Annotated in this window: 18 protein-coding genes; 10 read left to right on the forward strand and 8 right to left on the reverse strand. The window is 56.5% G+C overall.

Features of this window, described 5'->3' with window-relative positions:
- Nucleotides 1-148 precede the first annotated feature (148 nt).
- The gene (locus ACR0NE_RS09525) at nt 149-649 is read left to right on the forward strand and encodes an Lrp/AsnC family transcriptional regulator (protein ID WP_170392385.1); all 501 of its coding nucleotides are present in this window, start codon (nt 149-151) and stop codon (nt 647-649) included.
- Nucleotides 650-767: 118 nt separating this feature from the next.
- On the opposite strand, the gene ACR0NE_RS09530 is transcribed toward ACR0NE_RS09525, so the two are convergent.
- The 4 genes from ACR0NE_RS09530 to lgt form a co-directional block, all read right to left on the reverse strand.
- On the reverse strand, nt 768-1,550 hold the full coding sequence (locus tag ACR0NE_RS09530; protein WP_170594580.1) for a Hint domain-containing protein: 783 nt from the start codon (nt 1,548-1,550) through the stop codon (nt 768-770).
- A 723-nt stretch (nt 1,551-2,273) separates the two neighbouring features.
- On the reverse strand, nt 2,274-3,032 hold the full coding sequence (pgeF, locus tag ACR0NE_RS09535) for a peptidoglycan editing factor PgeF (protein WP_170401812.1): 759 nt from the start codon (nt 3,030-3,032) through the stop codon (nt 2,274-2,276).
- A complete protein-coding gene (locus ACR0NE_RS09540; protein ID WP_170594582.1) occupies nt 3,029-4,096 on the reverse strand; it encodes an SAM-dependent methyltransferase in 1,068 nt (355 codons plus the stop codon). The genes pgeF and ACR0NE_RS09540 overlap by 4 nt, the downstream gene beginning before the upstream one ends.
- Nucleotides 4,093-4,980: a prolipoprotein diacylglyceryl transferase gene (lgt, locus tag ACR0NE_RS09545; protein ID WP_170594585.1), complete on the reverse strand. Its 888-nt coding sequence runs from the start codon at nt 4,978-4,980 to the stop codon at nt 4,093-4,095. The genes ACR0NE_RS09540 and lgt overlap by 4 nt, the downstream gene beginning before the upstream one ends.
- 97 nt (nt 4,981-5,077) lie before the next feature.
- Between lgt and ACR0NE_RS09550 the strand changes: the two genes are divergently transcribed.
- The 5 genes from ACR0NE_RS09550 to ACR0NE_RS09570 all read left to right on the forward strand — a co-directional run bounded on the left by ACR0NE_RS09550 (nt 5,078) and on the right by ACR0NE_RS09570 (nt 8,271).
- A complete protein-coding gene (locus tag ACR0NE_RS09550; protein WP_170512483.1) occupies nt 5,078-5,326 on the forward strand; it encodes an accessory factor UbiK family protein in 249 nt (82 codons plus the stop codon).
- A gap of 314 nt (nt 5,327-5,640) precedes the next feature.
- Nucleotides 5,641-6,141 carry a type III secretion system chaperone family protein gene (locus tag ACR0NE_RS09555; protein WP_010441802.1) on the forward strand — a complete coding sequence of 167 codons (501 nt, stop codon included), beginning with the start codon at nt 5,641-5,643 and terminating at the stop codon, nt 6,139-6,141.
- Between the two features lie 33 nt (nt 6,142-6,174).
- Entirely contained in the window at nt 6,175-6,990 is an 816-nt protein-coding gene (proC, locus tag ACR0NE_RS09560; protein ID WP_170594587.1) for a pyrroline-5-carboxylate reductase, read from the forward strand.
- Complete coding sequence (locus ACR0NE_RS09565) at nt 6,983-7,321, forward strand: tRNA-binding protein (protein ID WP_170392371.1); 339 nt, start codon at nt 6,983-6,985, stop codon at nt 7,319-7,321. The genes proC and ACR0NE_RS09565 overlap by 8 nt, the downstream gene beginning before the upstream one ends.
- Nucleotides 7,321-8,271, forward strand: a complete 951-nt coding sequence (locus ACR0NE_RS09570; RefSeq protein ID WP_170594589.1) for a 2-hydroxyacid dehydrogenase — start codon at nt 7,321-7,323, stop codon at nt 8,269-8,271. Before ACR0NE_RS09565 ends, ACR0NE_RS09570 begins: the two co-directional genes overlap by 1 nt.
- Here ACR0NE_RS09570 and ACR0NE_RS09575 read toward each other — a convergent pair.
- Nucleotides 8,268-8,846, reverse strand: coding sequence for a thymidine kinase (locus ACR0NE_RS09575; RefSeq protein WP_170594591.1), 579 nt, complete (start codon nt 8,844-8,846; stop codon nt 8,268-8,270). The genes ACR0NE_RS09570 and ACR0NE_RS09575 overlap by 4 nt on opposite strands.
- A gap of 355 nt (nt 8,847-9,201) precedes the next feature.
- Here ACR0NE_RS09575 and ACR0NE_RS09580 point away from each other — a divergent pair, with 355 nt between their 5' ends.
- Entirely contained in the window at nt 9,202-9,663 is a 462-nt protein-coding gene (locus ACR0NE_RS09580; RefSeq protein ID WP_170564099.1) for a hypothetical protein, read from the forward strand.
- 121 nt (nt 9,664-9,784) lie between these two features.
- Here the strand turns inward: ACR0NE_RS09580 and ACR0NE_RS09585 are convergent, their stop codons facing one another.
- Nucleotides 9,785-10,396 carry a hypothetical protein gene (locus ACR0NE_RS09585; RefSeq protein ID WP_170594593.1) on the reverse strand — a complete coding sequence of 204 codons (612 nt, stop codon included), beginning with the start codon at nt 10,394-10,396 and terminating at the stop codon, nt 9,785-9,787.
- A gap of 157 nt (nt 10,397-10,553) precedes the next feature.
- Nucleotides 10,554-11,678 (reverse strand): beta-ketoacyl-ACP synthase III, encoded by a 1,125-nt coding sequence (locus tag ACR0NE_RS09590; protein ID WP_170594595.1) that lies wholly within the window; start codon nt 11,676-11,678, stop codon nt 10,554-10,556.
- A gap of 154 nt (nt 11,679-11,832) precedes the next feature.
- Here ACR0NE_RS09590 and ACR0NE_RS09595 point away from each other — a divergent pair, with 154 nt between their 5' ends.
- From ACR0NE_RS09595 to ACR0NE_RS09605, 3 genes are read left to right on the forward strand one after another with little or no spacing between them, the layout of a single operon-like run.
- The gene (locus ACR0NE_RS09595) at nt 11,833-12,300 is read left to right on the forward strand and encodes a MarR family transcriptional regulator (RefSeq protein ID WP_170564090.1); all 468 of its coding nucleotides are present in this window, start codon (nt 11,833-11,835) and stop codon (nt 12,298-12,300) included.
- Nucleotides 12,297-13,334, forward strand: coding sequence for an efflux RND transporter periplasmic adaptor subunit (locus tag ACR0NE_RS09600; RefSeq protein WP_170392359.1), 1,038 nt, complete (start codon nt 12,297-12,299; stop codon nt 13,332-13,334). Before ACR0NE_RS09595 ends, ACR0NE_RS09600 begins: the two co-directional genes overlap by 4 nt.
- Before the next feature lie 10 nt (nt 13,335-13,344).
- The gene (locus ACR0NE_RS09605) at nt 13,345-16,386 is read left to right on the forward strand and encodes an efflux RND transporter permease subunit (RefSeq protein WP_170594597.1); all 3,042 of its coding nucleotides are present in this window, start codon (nt 13,345-13,347) and stop codon (nt 16,384-16,386) included.
- On the opposite strand, the gene ACR0NE_RS09610 is transcribed toward ACR0NE_RS09605, so the two are convergent.
- Nucleotides 16,387-16,797 carry a VOC family protein gene (locus ACR0NE_RS09610; RefSeq protein ID WP_170512511.1) on the reverse strand — a complete coding sequence of 137 codons (411 nt, stop codon included), beginning with the start codon at nt 16,795-16,797 and terminating at the stop codon, nt 16,387-16,389.
- Nucleotides 16,798-16,811: the final 14 nt, after the last annotated feature.

Consider the following 16,811-nt stretch of genomic DNA (forward strand, 5'->3'; position numbering starts at 1 on the left):
CCCCTTCATATTGCAGGTCCGTGATGTGCCTAATGATTGGCTTTGCGGCCAATTATGTATCTGAAATAACGAAAATTGCGTGGCTGTGAAATATTATTGCGCCTCCTGGGGCTGCTGATATAACAACTGAAAAACTCAGGAGCATTCGATGGTCACGACCCGGTTGGATGAAATCGACCGCAAAATTCTTGCGGAACTGCAGGCCGATGGCCGTATGACCAATGTTGAGCTTGCCAAGCGCGTAGGAATATCCGCTCCTCCTTGCCTGCGACGGGTGCGGACGCTGGAAGATTCGGGGTACATTCGCGGCTATCATGCCGAGGTGAACGCCCGCGAGCTTGGGTTCGAAGTGCAGGTCTTTGCCATGGTCGGACTTGAAAGTCAGGCTGAATCCGAACTCAGCGCTTTTGAAGACCGGTGTCGGGAATGGCCATTGGTTCGCGAATGCCACATGCTGAATGGCGAGGTTGATTTCATCCTGAAATGCGTCGCACCGGATCTCAGCAGTTTTCAGCAATTTCTGACAGGCGAGTTGCTGACCACGCCAAACGTGGCCAGCGTCAAGACTTCGCTTGTTATCCGAGGCGCAAAAGACGAGCCAGGCGTACCATTTGACGTACTGGAAGACCGGATGAACCGGACGGCCTGAACCTACCTCTTGTTTGATCCACAGGACAGGGTGGCAGCATCGCTGCCAGTGCAAGGGTTAAAACCCAACTCAGTAAAATCTGCATAATGCCCCACGCTTGCAGTAATAGTTAACCAGTTCACGCTGTTATAGCGTCAATTTCACCATCTCCGGCTCTTGGCAAGAGCAACGGCCCAAAATCATTCAACGATTCGATATGTGAGAATAGATTCAAATAGATCGAACGCAAAGAGTGACTGATCATTCGGACTGCGTTGATGCCCGGATGATAGGTCTCGAATTGCAGGCCATCGACCCGAATCACGGAATGCCGGGCGACACAGATATGAAACAGCTCGACCGGAGTCGGTGGCAGCGTTTCAATGATACCCATTCCATCCTGAAACTCACTGACGGGTGTCAGCATGGGCTGCCCGCCGTTCAAATGACGCATGTGCGTAGGCGTACCCAGCAGACGTGCGGCGGGGCCCGTGATGACGCCCGACATCGGTTTTTGCATCCCGAACGTGTCGGCCATGATCCGTGTCAGCGGCCGGGTTCGCCCGCGCGTATCCTCGCGTCCGGGTATCAGCGTGACAGACCCTTTCCAAAGCACGGTTTCCGATGATCCGTCTTGAGTGAGGACATCATCACCCGGCAGCAGATCTTCGATCGCCATCTGGCCTTGCGGCGTCTCGACCAACGATCCGCGCGTGAACGCACAAAATGCATCTTCAAACATCGGCAAAGCTGGCGCGATATGGCGCGTCTGTGAAATATCCCCGTTTTTCAACAGACTGCACACTTCATAACGTCGAAGCTGTGCTTTTTGCTTTGTCGCGGGTCGAGGCGCATCGCGCAATAGCGCTGACGTCTCGACCGCGTTTCTGGCAGCGCGGGCCAGAGAATTTGGAATAGTCATGGTATTCCGTCCCCTCTAAATTCCGTCCGACGGCTTGAACCCCCGTGCAATATCGCCGGACGACCTTGTTCTTTGTCTGTAATCAGATGGGTAAACACAGGCCGGTCGCCGCGAATGCACAGCGCCGCATCAGAAAACACCAGTGTTTTGGTCAAGTTCTTGACCCCCCAGACAAACTCGTAAACCGCAGGCTGCAATTGCCTGCACACACACGCTCCGAACCCTGGTCGCAGTCCTGATTGCGACCCCACACACCGAACCGGAGCTTCATCCGGTATGCGTTTGCCCTCCGAGACCGGCAGCTGGTCTCTTGGGGTTGCTGTGTCAGCGTCGCGCCGCCAAACGGCGTGCAACTCTGACTGAGTGACTTGAAACCCGCTTCCAGGGCATTTCTGGTTCTTGATCCCTGACAGCCGCAAAAACGGCGCTGAGAAAGCGTGATTTCGATTTCATATCCATTGTCCTGCTTCGATAGGGCGGTCGCCCTGTTCCCGTTCATGAAGCCAATGTGACGCTGATTTGCGGCGCCTATAAGGCTGATCCGGGTTGAATTGAGGACAAATTGAAGGTTTCAGGTACCTCTTAGTTGCTTCCGCCCGTGCCATGACGACCCCACTTGGGGTAACCGTCTGTGCATTGGCGAAAATTTGAGACGATTCTGACTCTGATAAACACAAGAAATGTGGCAGAAACTGGGCAAAGCTGCCTTAATCTGGGCCAGATTTACAACCTGATAGCGGAAATCAATCTGCCGTAGTCGGCCTCGTTGGCATGGGTCGATCGCCGGTATGAATAAAACCTGTCAGGGTCGGAATAGGTGCAGTGACGGACCCACTCGGCCTGGCCGATACCAGCTTCGCGCAGACGATGCAGGCCAAAGGCGGGCAGGTCGAAATGCATCCGGTCACCTTTGCCATTTGCAAAAAAACGCGCGTTCTCTGGCGTGTCAGCAAGGAAGTCGTCCAGAAACTCTGAGCCGACCTCGTAAGCGCGTTGTGAAATCGTGGGGCCGATTACGGCAACTGTGTTATCCCGGTTGGCTCCCAGCGCTTCCATCGCGTCCAGTGTTGATTCCAGCACACCATCCAACGCGCCGCGCCAACCGGCATGTGCGGCCCCGATCACATTTGCGTCAGGATCGGCGAACAGCACTGGCTGACAATCAGCGGTTAAGATTGTAAGCGCCAAACCCGGCGTTGATGTGACAACCGCGTCAGCTTTGGGTTTGTCACCAGTCATCGGACCATCGACTGCAATCACGGTCGGAGAATGCACTTGATGCACACCGATCATCGCCTCAGGTGCCACTTCCATCGCGTCGGCGACGCGCCGACGGTTCAAAGCTACGGCCTCAGTCAAATCTGTCGACCCGGTTCCGCAGTTGAGTCCTTCGAAGATACCAGAAGATGCGCCACCGCGGCGGCTGAAGAACCCGTGTCGTACGGGGGACAGCATGTCTGAGGTAATGATTTCCAGTGTCATGGTTCCAGTCCCGGTGGCGGCGTGGCGTTTGGCGGATAAAGGCCCAGTACTTTGAACAGGTTTCCCATTTCGTCGGGGTGCGTCAACCGTCGATGTGCAGTGACCAGCGTCTCAAGCTGTGACCCGCTGAGAGGGGCGGCAAGCGATTGCGCGCGCGCGGTGATCCCGAGCCGCTCAAGAAACACACCCTGCGGGGTCAGTTTTGTATATGCGCAGCCCGAAGCATGAGACGCCTTCGCCAAGACCTCAAAGTCGACATGTGTGGTCAGATCCGCCTGACCGGGCTGATCCAGGGGATCGACACGTTCATGCGCTTGCAACGCCTGCAATGTGTCGCCAAGCGAGCGCCAGTCACCATAATCGATGATCAGCGCGGCTCCGCCGTTGCGAGCGATCTGCCCGGCAACAGAGTACATAATGGAACTGGCAGCAGCGCACAGTTCTACCAGATCTCCGTCCTGCGTATCCTCGACACGTTCGCTGAGCGCAGCTTGTGCCGATTGCGCACCAAGACCGAACGCAAGCGATGCACCATTTTTGCCAACTAACCTCTCGCGCCAACCTTCGCCTTCGCGCAGGAACTGGCGGATGGGCAGGGCATCAAAGAACTCGTTTGCCACCAGAAACAGAGGAAGATCTTCAAAATCAGAAATTGCCTCGATCCACTGAGGTTCATACCCTTGCAGTGCCTTGGCTTGTACGTCGCGCAAAACAGGTGAAGCTTCGAGCAACACGATCTCGGCCGCTTTGTGAAAGCCAGGCACCCTCTGAGTGGCGCGCAGGATGTCTGCCATCAGGGTGCCACGACCAGGGCCAAGCTCGGCCAGAACAATCCGTTCAGGTTTGCCTTGCTCCAGCCAAGATTGCGCCAAACACAACCCGATAAGCTCTCCGAACATCTGACTGATTTCAGGCGCTGTAATGAAATCGCCCTGAGCGCTCAGCGGATCGCGGGTTGTGTAATATCCATGTTCCGGATGCATCAGACACTCGGTCATGTAGTCAGCGATGGTCATAGGGCCATCATTCTGGATGCGCAGGAGCAGACGATCCTTCAGGTTCATGATCTGCGTTGTGCCCGAATTGCGAACCAAAGGCCAAGTGCAATCATTGGTAGCGACAAGACTTGCCCCATCGTCAATCCATATCCGCCAACATGCCACGCCAGCCCTAGCGGATTCCCGGGCGATACAAATAGCGCATCGGGTTGACGGAAGAATTCGACAAAAAACCGCGATGCGCCGTAGCCAGCCAGAAATACGCCCATAACCAGACCTGGTTTTTGAAACGCGCCGCGCCGGTAGGCCAGCCATATCAGAATCGCCCCGAGGATCAGACCCTCAAGTGCTGCCTCATACAGTTGCGAAGGGTGGCGGGCGCACATCCCCGCAACAACGCCGGGGCAATCCTGGGCCGCAGTTCCGGGAAAGATCACCGCCCATGGCAATTCGCTGGGTCGACCCCAAAGCTCGGCATTGGTGAAATTCGCCAATCGTCCCAGCAACAACCCGGGCGGCACTGTGTAGGCAACCAAATCACCCAGCGAAAGAATCGGTATAGCGTGGCGCCTGCCGAACAGATACGTGGCGATCACCACGCCCAACAGGCCGCCATGGAATGCCATGCCACCCTGCCAAACCATCAGAATTTCCAGTGGATACGCAAAATAATATGCGGGTTGATAGAAAAGGACGAACCCCAATCGACCACCAAGAATTACACCCAGTATGATCCAGGTGACCAAATCCTCAAGCTGGTCGGGTTGCATCGGTGGTGTGTCATCAGCCCAAAGCACAGGCCGCCTAAGCGCCATCAGCGCCATGCGCCAAGCAATCAGGATGCCGACGATATAGGCCAGCGCATACCACCTGAGCGCAAACTCCATCCCGAACAGAGAGATCGAGAAAATTTCGGGTGACAGATCGGGGAAATTCAAAACAGCCTGCATGTGCGTCTCATTGCCCGGGGTTTGCGTGGCAAGTCAACCTTGAGCCCGGGCCAATCTTTACCCATATAGAGAGCAATCGCGAAATCGGAGAAAGCCCATGCAAACCCGTAACAAGATTCTGGACGATATGTCTCAACTGATGACCAATGCCATGGGTGTGGCGCAGGGGGCACGAGAAGAGGCCGAGAATGCGATGAAATCCATGATGGACCGCTGGCTGGCCGACCGGGATTTCGTAACCCGTGAAGAATTTGATGCTGTGCGTGCCATGGCGCAGAAAGCGCGCGAAGAGAACGGTGCACTTGAACAGCGAATTGCCGCGCTCGAGGCGAAGCTGGACAAGTAACGTCCGCAGGAATTTAAGATTTTGGGTAAAAGCATCCGCCGCGCAATCCGAACTTGGATTGTGCGGTGTTGTGCATTTTGCCGCTCTGCAGAAATTTATCAAGACAAAGCTGCATCCAACGCCAATATTTTGATCGGCGTTGCCAACTGTCCACAACTTATTGCTGTTATCCCCAATAAATAGGGTTGCCAGAGCAGTGCTCACATCGCACCATATTTAGTACAGGCAGACTGGGGAAGCCCGGCTTGTAGAGCAGGCAACTAGCGCTGGGGCGCTGCCAGCCCCAAAATGCTAGAGATTAGTGAGGTGGCATTATGGCCCTTTCCGAGCAGTATCTCGAAGAAGACCTTCATCCGATCGACATTGTTGAACATCTTGCAGAACATCACGACTGGGATTTTGACCGGATCGGGGATGATCAGATTGCGATGGCTGTCGAAGGACAGTGGCGCACATATTCGATAACTTTGGCCTGGTCGAATTACGATGAAACGCTCCGCATGGTGTGTTCCTTTGAGATGGAGCCTCCGGCCGAGCGCGAAACCGAGCTTTATGAGCTACTGAACAAGATGAATGATCAGTGTTGGGCCGGGGCGTTTACCTACTGGGCCAACCAGAAATTGATGGTCTATCGCTATGGCTTGGTGCTGGCCGGTGGTCAGACGGCCAGCCCAGAACAGATCGATACCATGATCACCGCAGCGGTACTGAGCGCCGAGCGCTATTACCCCGCGATCCAACTGGTGACCTGGGGAAACCGAGACCCCGAAGAGGCGATGCAAGTCGCCATTGCAGAGGCCTACGGCCGCGCGTAAAGCTTTGCCCCGAACCATAGGGGAGGGGCAATCATGGATATCTCGCGCGTCGCCGAACAGGGGTTGGTGCTTCTGGGATGCGGCAAGATGGGTTCAGCAATGCTTGCGGGTTGGTTGGAACATGGCCTGCCCGCAGCATCTGTTTGGGTGATTGATCCTTACCCCTCGGATTGGCTGAAGGCGCAGGGCGTCAACATCAACACTCCTCTCCCCGAGGCACCCGCAGTTGTACTCGTAGCGGTCAAACCACAGATGATGGGCGAAGCCCTGCCAGCCATTCAAGCGCTGGGCAATGGTGACAGTCTTTTCATATCGGTCGCAGCGGGTACATCGCTGGCCACTTTCGAGAACGTCATTGGGGCAGATACGCCGATCATCCGTGCGATGCCAAATACGCCTGCGGCGGTTCGGCAGGGGATCACGGCGCTGATTGGGAATGCCAACACCTCGGACGCGGATATCCTACTGGCTGAAGACCTGCTTTCGGCCATTGGTGAGACGGTTCGATTGGATGATGAGACACAGATGGATGCCGTCACCGGGGTCAGCGGTTCGGGCCCGGCCTATGTATTCCACCTGATCGAAACACTGGCGCAAGCTGGCGAAGCGCATGGTCTGCCACCGGAACTGGCGATGAAGTTGGCCAAATCAACCGTCGCCGGGGCAGGGGTGCTGGCGATGGCCGCTGACGAACACCCCTCGCAATTGCGAGTTAACGTCACCTCTCCCAACGGCACCACTCAGGCCGCACTGGAGGTGTTGATGCATGAAGAAGAGGGTTTCCCAGGCCTGCTACATCGTGCCGTCAAAGCTGCAACCGACCGATCCAAGGAGCTGTCTCGTGAGTGAGATTTCATTCGACGAATTTCTCAAAGTCGACATTCGTGTAGGTGAGGTGATACGCGCCGAGCCGTACCCGGAGGCCCGCAAGCCCGCGATCAAGCTGTGGGTCGATTTTGGCGATGAGATCGGTGAGCGCAAAACTTCAGCCCAGATCACCGCGCACTACGATCCGGCGACGCTGGTGGGCAAGCAGGTGATGGCCGTGGTCAACTTTCCCCCGCGCCAAATCGGTAAATTCATGTCCGAGGTTTTGGTGTTGGGTCTTCCTGACGAAAACGGTGAGATCGTGTTGATAGGCCCCGATGGCGCTGTGCCCATCGGTGGAAGGATGCATTGATGAAACTGCTGATTGCCCGACCGATGACTTCGGCTGTCCAAGTGCGCGCCCGTGCCGAATTCGATGTGGAATTCCGCAGTGAAACCACGCCTATGACGCATGAAGAAATGTTGCGGGCGCTGACTGAGTTTGACGTTGTGGTCCCAACGTTGGGCGATCAGTTTTCGGCAGAGATCTTTGCTAAGGTGCCAGAGCCTCGCTGTAAACTGCTGGCAAATTTCGGCGTTGGTTACAATCATATCGACGTGGACGCCGCACATGCTGCCGGAGTCGCGGTTACCAACACGCCGGGTGCCGTCACCGATGCCACCGCCGATATTGCCATGACACTTTTGCTCACTACGGCCCGCCGTTCAGGTGAGGGGGAAAGGTTGGTCAGGTCAGGCCAGTGGCAGGGGTGGCATCCTACACAGATGCTGGGCCACCACGTGACCGGCAAAAAGGTGGGCATCGTTGGAATGGGCCGCATAGGACAGGCTATTGCTCGGAGGTGTCATTTCGGATTTGAAATGGCCGTCGCCTATCAATCACGCGGTCCAAAACAGCTGGACTTCCAAGCAGAGTACATCCCTGAACTCAATGCATTGGCTGCGGCAGTGGATTTTCTTGTCATAGCCGTCCCCGGAGGAGTTAAAACACGACACTTGGTCAACGCGCAGATTTTGGCTTCGATGAAGCCCTCGGGCATTGTGATAAACATTGCGCGCGGTGAAGTTGTGGACGAAGCCGCCTTAATCCAAGCGCTTCATGCGGGTCAGATTGCTGGCGCTGGGCTGGATGTCTACGAGTTCGAGCCCAAGGTGCCGCAGGCCTTGTGTGACATGGAAAATGTGACTCTGCTGCCCCACCTCGGCACCGCGACCGAAGAGGTACGCACCGATATGGGTCACATGGCGTTGGACAATGTCGCGGCGTTCGTGGCCGGGCGAACGTTACCCAACCCGGTTTAGGAACCCACCGCGTCGCGCCAGTGTTTGCGGCAGAGCGAGACATAAGTCTCGTTCCCGCCAATCTGGACCTGCGCCCCTTCGGTGATGGTGTTTCCGTTTTCATCCTGACGAATCACCATCGTCGCCTTGCGCCCGCATTCGCAGATGGTGCGTACTTCGCGCATCTCATCGGCCAGAGCCAACAATGCTGCCGACCCGGGGAATAGTTTACCCTGAAAATCCACCCGCAACCCGTAGGTCAACACTGGGACCTTCAGATCATCTACGGCGCGCGCAAGTTGCCAGACCTGCTCTTCCGAAAGAAACTGGGCTTCATCAATGAATACGCAGGCGATGCCTCCTTGTGTCAGGCGGTTTTCGATCATGGCAAACACATTGTCGTCGGGACGAAACCTGTCCGCTCGTTCCGAGATTCCGATTCTTGATGCGATCCGCCCCTCACCGGCGCGTCCGTCAATGGCGGCTGTCATCAGGTAGGTATCCATGCCGCGTTCGCGATAGTTATGCGAGGCCTGCAGCAACACGGTCGATTTGCCCGCGTTCATAGTCGAATAGTTGAAATAGAGCTTTGCCATGCCGTGGGTCTAATTCGCATGTGCTGCTTGGGCAAGCCGTCTCATGGGGGTAAATCGACGCCACCATCGCTACAGCTGAGGTTGAGCAAATGCTCTTGGGGATGGATTACCTCGCCTTCGCGACAGTGGCGTCGTCGGCCTACAAGTGGCCTATACAATGCAAGGCTAAAATCCTGCCCCGCATACACTCTTTACCGGCTCGAACGGCCGCCACTCACTCACAAAATCCCTGCATATCTGAGGGATAGTCAATTATTGCCATTTCAATTATGAATCGAATATGGGAAATTTCCCTACCCTTTCCCCCAGCATGGACAGGCAGAGGGGGCAGGGCGCAGGTAACAAGGGTAGCAAAATGGCAGATATCGGGGCCTATCTGAAAAAGCATACCGAGGCATTGGTTAAGGATGTCGGAATCGAAGCCGCGTGCGAGATTACCGGGAAATCCAAAGCCACGCTGGGCAGGTACTATTCAGACAACGCAGAACATGCTGACCGGTTCATGCCGGTGGATGCTGTTGCCCGGTTGGAAAACGCGGCTGCCTATCCGCACGTGACTGCGGCATTGGCGGATTTGAAGAATATCACGCTTTCTTACGATGGACGAAACTCGGACAGCCCACGTACGGGCGGGGTTAATTCCGATGTCATTGCGCTGAGCCAGCGGTTTGCCATGCTGATGACGGAATATCAGTCGGCGATAGAAGATGGCATCATCACGGTGAACGAGGCGAAGCGACTGTTGAAAGAAACCAGTATGCTGCAGCAGGTGCTGATTGAGATGAAGCTACACCTGGAAGAAGAAAGCGTTAGCTGACTGTCCCGCACAGGGCAAATAGGTGAGCGCTATCTCGGTACGTCGTCCCCATTCGTGACCAATAATGGGGCCTGAGCCACTCGCGCGGCACAGATCCTTTCATTTCTGTCTTGGTTTCGGGTTACTTTTTACCCTTTCCCCCGCCTTTGCCGGGCTTGTCACCCCCGTGGTGACCACCTTTGCCACCGCCTTTACCGGGTTTGTCACCTCCGCCGTGACCGCCTTTGCCGCCCCCTTTGCCAGGTTTGTCGCCGCCGCCGTGGCCACCTTTGCCTCCACCGTCGCCTGGACTGTTTCCGCCATCACCCGGATCACTACTGCCGCCAGAGTTTCCTCCGCTGTTGCCTGGGCTACCTCCACTGTTGTCCGAACTTCCGCTTCCGTTTGCGTCACCCGAGTTGGAGGATGGATCGCTGCTGCGATCTTCCCCGGCATTCGTGTTAGAGATCGATGCTGTGGGCAGATCGCTCAATAGCTGGGTCAGCCCGGGACATTGCGCCGAAGTGTTCTGCAGGATCGAAGCAAAATCAGAACGATTTTGCAGATGTGATACAAACCCTCGCGTTACCTGCGAACAGCTGCAGAGCGTGTCAAAATCGCCTTCATTGGCGGCAACACGCGCGGTGTTGACTGTACAGGTTTGCGGTTCTGCGATTGCCGCGCCGGTCGCCATGACCCCAATGAAAGGTGCGGCGACCAAGGCGGCCAGTCCAACGCGAGTATTATTTCCCATAACAGCGGGCTCCCATAACTACATCACTCGGATGCACAGGGCATCCGGGTTTCGATGTGTCGGTCAGAGATGAAGGAGCGGTTGAGCCCGTCTGAATAATTCTTGAGAAAGCGGTTTGGTCTTGCAGCGATTCCAGCAGCGCAGTTAAGGCGCGCGCTTATTGATACCGTTTGACGATCACAGAACCCACCGAATACCCGGCCCCGAACGAGCAAATCAGGCCCACATCGCCCGCATCCAGATCGTCTGAGTGTTTCGAGAAGGCGATAATCGACCCGGCGGATGAGGTATTGGCGTAGTCTTGCAGAATGTTGGGTTGCTCACCCGGTTCAGGCTCGCGCCCTAGAACCTTCTTACCGATGAAGTCGTTCATCGTTTTGTTGGCCTGATGCAGCCAGAGGCGTTTTAGATCATCACTACTGATGCCCTCTGCCTCCATGTGGTCGCTGATATGTTTGCTGACCATGGGCAGGACCTCTTTGAACACCTTGCGACCATTCTGCATGAACTGCATGTCGCGGCGATCCACCAGACCATCGGGGCGCGATCGGCGGAGGAAGCCGTTGTTGTTGCGGATATTGTTGGAAAACGCAGTTGCGCACCGGGTCGAGACAATCTCGAAATGTGGGCCTTGGGCGTCTTCGATCCGCTCGATCAGCGTCGCGGTCGCGACATCGCCAAATATGAAATGGCAATCCCGGTCGCGCCACTCGAGATGACCCGAGCAGATCTCGGGGTTGACGACCAGCGCCGCCCGGACCGAGCCCGAGCGTACCATATCCGCCGCCGCCTGAATGCCGAATGTGGCCGAGGAACAGGCCACGTTCATGTCAAACCCGAATCCGCTGATCCCCAATGCCTGCTGAATCTCGATGGCAATTGCAGGATAAGCACGTTCATGGTTCGAGGCGGCGCAGATCACCAAATCGACATCCTCGGCGCTGCGCCCCGCTTGTGCTAGCGCCTTAAGGCACGCATCCACCGCCATCTCGGTCATGATCCCAGGCTCGTCGTCGCTACGCTGGCGCAGCGCGGGATGCATGATCTCGGGGTTCAAAACACCGGTCTTGTCCATCACATACCGGTTTTCGATCCCTGAGGCCTTCAGGATGAACTCTTCCGAGGAATGCTGCATCGGTTCCATGTCGCCCGCTGCAATCGCATCCGCGTTTTCGACGTTCATCCGGTCGGCATAGGCATTGAACGCTTCCACCAATTCGGCGTTGGTGATGATGTTTTCTGGTGTATAGACACCAGTCCCGGTGATGGCAGGAGTGTACATGGCTGGCCCTGAGTTCATGATCTGCACAAAATGCAGTCCCTATTCGTATTGATCAAGATGTGTTGACCCAAGGGAATGTATCGCCTCTCGCTTCATAACTTGAATAGTTCAAAATTCGAAGTATATTTCGCTGCGACTCGCACGGAAAAGATTCATGTCAGACGATATCAGCATGCGGTTAGGACGCCTCAGCCCTGAGATTCAGGCGATGATGGGGGTCTACGCGCTTTATTGGAAACTGGAAGAGAGCTTTGACAGCATCGAAACAGACCTGAGCCATCAGGAATGCCACATGCTAATCAAGCTCGATGTGCCCAAACGTATGGGAGTGCTGGCCGCAGATATGTTGACAGTGCCGTCAACGATTACGGCGACCGCCGATGCACTTGAACTGGCGGGGCACCTGACCCGACAGCGTGATCCCGAAGACCGTCGCGCCTGGCTTTTGGTGCTGACCGAACAGGGCGAAGAGGCCCGCAATATGCTGGTGGCCGTGGCGGGTGAGCTTTTCCACAACGCATCGGGTCTGAACACCGAAGAAACCGCCGAGTTCGCACGGCTGGCTCACAAAATCCGTGACAACATTCTGAAAACCGGAATTCCCGAGGGATTGACGAAATGAAACTCCTGACCTCTGTTTGCCTCGCACTGTCCTTGTTGACTGCGCCTGCCATGGCGCAAGAGCCTGCCAAGCCTGTGAAACTGATGCAGGTAAGCGAAACCTCTCCCGGCTTTTCGCGCCAATTCTTTGGTCGGATCGCCGCTCGTCAGACCGTTGATCTGGCGTTTCAGGTCGCAGGGCAGATCGTTGAGATGCCTGTGACCGAAGGCTTTGTAATCCCAAAGGGTGAGTTGATTGCCCGCCTCGATCAGGAACCGTTCGAACTGCAGCGCGACCGGACGCGCTTGCAAAAAGATCAGGCGGATCGAACACTCGCCCGCCTGTCGCGTCTGCGTGGCACCGCAGCCAGCCAGGTTGCCGTCGATGATGCGGAAACAGCTGCGCAATTGGCTGCGATTGCTGTTCGAGATGCAGAATATGAACTGGAGCATGCGACGCTGACCGCTCCGTTCGACGCGCTGGTTTCAAGCCGTGCAGTTGAGGCGTTTACAACTGTTTCTGCGGGTACTCCGATCGTGCGGATTCACGATATGTCTGAACTGCGTATCGAGGTGGATGTGCCCGAAATCCTATTTCAGCGGTCCGGACAGCAGGACGACATCACGATTACTGCCAAGTTCCCTGTCAGCGATGAGATCTTTCCGCTGGAAATAAGGGAATTCGATGCTGAATCCTCAAGCGTGGGCCAGACCTTTCGCATCCAGTTCGGTTTGACACCGCCCGAGGGATTGCAGATTCTTCCCGGTTCCTCCGTGACCGTCACGGTGCAGGTGCAGGATGAACGCACCGGTATCATCATCCCGCCAACGGCTGTAGTTGCTGATGCCAGCGGCGCGCTGGGCGTTCTGGTCTTCTCGCCTGCTGGCGCCGACGAAGGCACCGTCCGCCGGGTTCCCGTGACTGTTGAACCTACGCAGAGCGGTGATGTCCGCGTGCTCACCGGCCTGATGGATGGAGACGAAATCGTCGTCGCCGGTGGGGGTGCATTGTCCGATGGTCAAACTGTCCGCCGCTTTGTCGGCTTCTCGAACTGAGGGCGGTTTCATGAGCATCGCACGCGCTTCGATCGACCGGCCTCTCTATACGTGGCTGTTCATCCTGATTGCCCTGTTCGGCGGCATTTGGGGTTTCACGTCGCTAGGTCGCCTTGAAGACCCGGCCTTCACCATCAAACAGGCGGTGATCGCCACGCAATACCCCGGTGCGACTGCCGAACAGGTGGCGCTGGAGGTTTCAGAACCGCTGGAATCTGCCATTCAGCAGATGGGCGAGGTGGATGTCATCACCTCGGTCAACCAGCCGGGACAGTCGCTGATCGAGGTTGAGATTAAATCCACCTATGACGGCAGTGAGTTGCCCGACATCTGGACCCGTCTGCGCGCCAAGGTGCGCGATGCAGCACGCGGTCTGCCTTCGGGCGTGGGTGCGCCTTATGTGAATGACGGGTTCGGGGATGTGTTCGGCCTGTTCTATGCCGTTACGGCAGAAGGGTTTTCTGACGCCGAGAAGCACGAACTGGCGACCTTCCTTCGCCGCGAATTGCTGACGGTAAGCGGTGTTGCAGATGTCGAGGTTCAGGGCTTGCCGGATGAGGCGATCTTTATTGAGCCGGACCTGTCGATCTCGGTCAATCAGAACGTTCCGCTGCAGGCGATCAACGAAGCTATCGCAAACGCGGACTCGGTCAACGCTTCGGGTTCGCTGCGATCCAATAGTGACCGCACCACGATCTTGACGGCCGAGGGCTCGGACAGCGTGTCGGCGATCGCCGGCCTGTCGGTTGGATCGCAGGGGCAGGTGATCAATCTGTTTGATATGTCAGATGTCTATCGCGGGCGGCAGAATGATCCCGATATCATGATCCGATTCAACGGCGCTGAAGCTTTCACGCTAGGTATCGCTGGGCTGGCCACTGAAAACATCGTCGAAGTCGGGCAGCGTGCAGATGCCAAACTGGCCGAACTGGATTCCGAAATCCCCTTTGGTGTCGAAATCCTGCCCATCTATCAGCAGCATGTTGTTGTCGATGAGGCCTCGAACGCCTTCCTGCTGAACCTCGCCATGTCAGTCAGCATCGTGGTCGCGGTTCTGGGCATTTTCATGGGCTGGCGCGCGGCCATCGTCGTGGGTTCCACACTGTTGCTGACCGTTGTGGGCACTTTGCTCTTCATGTCGATGTTCTCGATCGAGATGGAACGGATCTCGCTGGGCGCTCTGATCATCGCCATGGGGATGCTGGTCGACAACGCCATCGTGGTGGCCGAAGGAATGCAGATTTCGATGTTGCGGGGAAAATCCTCGCGCGATGCTGCGGAAGAGGTTGCGTCAAAAACGCAGATCCCACTTCTGGGCGCGACGGTGATCGGGATCATGGCTTTCGCCGGGATCGGGCTCAGTCCTGACGCGACCGGGGAGTTCCTGTTCTCGTTATTTGCCGTGATCGGCATTTCACTACTGCTGAGCTGGGTTCTGGCGATCACGGTGACACCTTTGCTCGGACACTATTTCTTCAAGCAGGGCAAAGAGGGTGAGGTGGATGCCTATGGCGGCATCCTGTTCCGCGTCTACGGTGCAATCCTGAACTGGGCGCTTCGGTTCCGATGGCTGGTAGTGGCCGGGTTGATCGGGGTCACAGTCGTCTGTTTTGCGGGCTTTGGACTGATGAAACAGCAATTCTTCCCAAACTCGAACACGCCGTTGTTCTTCGTGCACTACAAGCTGCCACAAGGCACGCCGATCGCCCGCACGGCGGAAGATATGGCCGTATTCGAGGGCTGGCTGGCCGAACGTGATGACGTCGTCTCGGTTGCCACATTCGTCGGGCAGGGGGCCACGCGGTTCATGTTGACCTATGCTGCCGAGAAGCCAAACCCAAGCTATGGACATATGATCATCCGCACCGAGGCTTTGGACGACATTCCTGCCTTGCAAGCCGATCTTGAGGAGTTCGGTTCAGCCCAGTTCCCCGAAGGCGAGTTCCGCACCAAACGCCTGATTTTTGGTCCCGGTGGCGGCGATCCAATCCAGGCTCGGTTCTCGGGTAGTGATCCGGTTGTTCTGCGTCAACTGGCCGAAGAAGCGGTACAGCGCATGTCAGCCGCATCTCCGAATGCGCTACATGTGCATCACGACTGGCGTGAGCAGGAATTGGCCGTGCAGCCGATCTATGCCACGGAGCGCGCCCAAACAGCAGGCGTATCGCGCGAAGACATTGCGGCTACGTTGCAGTTTTCGACCGATGGCATCACGGGCGGCGTTTTGCGCGAGCGCGACCGCCAGATCCCGATCATCTTGCGCCGTCCGGCGGATGGGGACTATTCGATCGTCGATCAGGTGGTTTACTCCGATCAGTCGGAACGTTTCGTTCCAATCGAGCAGATGGTGGATGGCTTCGACTACAAGGCGCTCAATACGTTGGTTCACCGCCGTGACCGAGTGTTGACCATCACGGTTGGAGCGGACATCCCCCCTGACATGACCGCCGCGCAGGTCCACTCCGAAGTACGCAGTGCCATTGAAGCGATGGAACTGCCGATCGGCTATCGTATGGAATGGGGGGGCGAGTTCGAGGATTCAGGCGATGCGCAGGCCAGCCTTGGGCGGCAGTTGCCGCTGAGCTTGCTGATTATGGTGTTGATTTCCGTATTGCTGTTCAATGCAATCCGGCAACCGGTCATTATCTGGCTACTGGTCCCGATGTCCGTAAACGGCGTGGTTATCGGTCTGCTTGGAACAGGCCTGCCCTTCACCTTCACAGCGCTATTGGGGCTGTTAAGTCTGTCAGGGATGCTGATCAAGAACGGCATCGTACTGGTGGAAGAAATCGATCTGGTCCGCGCTACTGGCAAAGCCCTGCGTCCTGCGATTGTTGAGGCCTCTGTCTCGCGTCTGCGCCCGGTAATGTTGGCGGCGATCACGACGATTCTGGGGATGGCACCGCTTCTGACGGATGCGTTCTTTGTGTCCATGGCAGTCACGATCATGGGCGGTCTGGCCTTTGCCACGATCCTGACCATGGTTGCCGCACCTGTCTTCTACATGTTGTTTTTCAACCGTGAAGAAAAGCGACGTCTGGCTGCTGGTTGATCATCCGCCCGAATCCTCCTTTGGATCATAATGGTAATAAAAACAGGATAGCTTGTTGCCATCGGGGTCGCGCAGATAGGCCACATAGAATCCGGGCTCGTAATGAGGTCGGACGCCCGGTTTGCCTTCATCCGTGCCGCCGTTTTCCAGACCCGTGGCATGGAAATGCCGAACCTGATCGGCACTTCTGGCAGGAAAGGCGATCATCGTGCCATTGCCGGTACTGGCGGGGGCTCCATCAAAAGGTCTGCAGATCCAAAAGCCGGTCCCGCTGTCGGGGTCGGTACCCCATCCGGCCCAACCGTCGATCCATCCGGGCAGGCGTGGCTGACCAAGAACTGCGAAGATCGCATCATAAAAGCGGATGGCCCGAGGCAGGTCGTTGCTTCCGTATGTGGTGTAGAGGTCCATGAGCACTCCTTCCC

Source organism: Ruegeria sp. C9 (genome assembly GCF_056537585.1).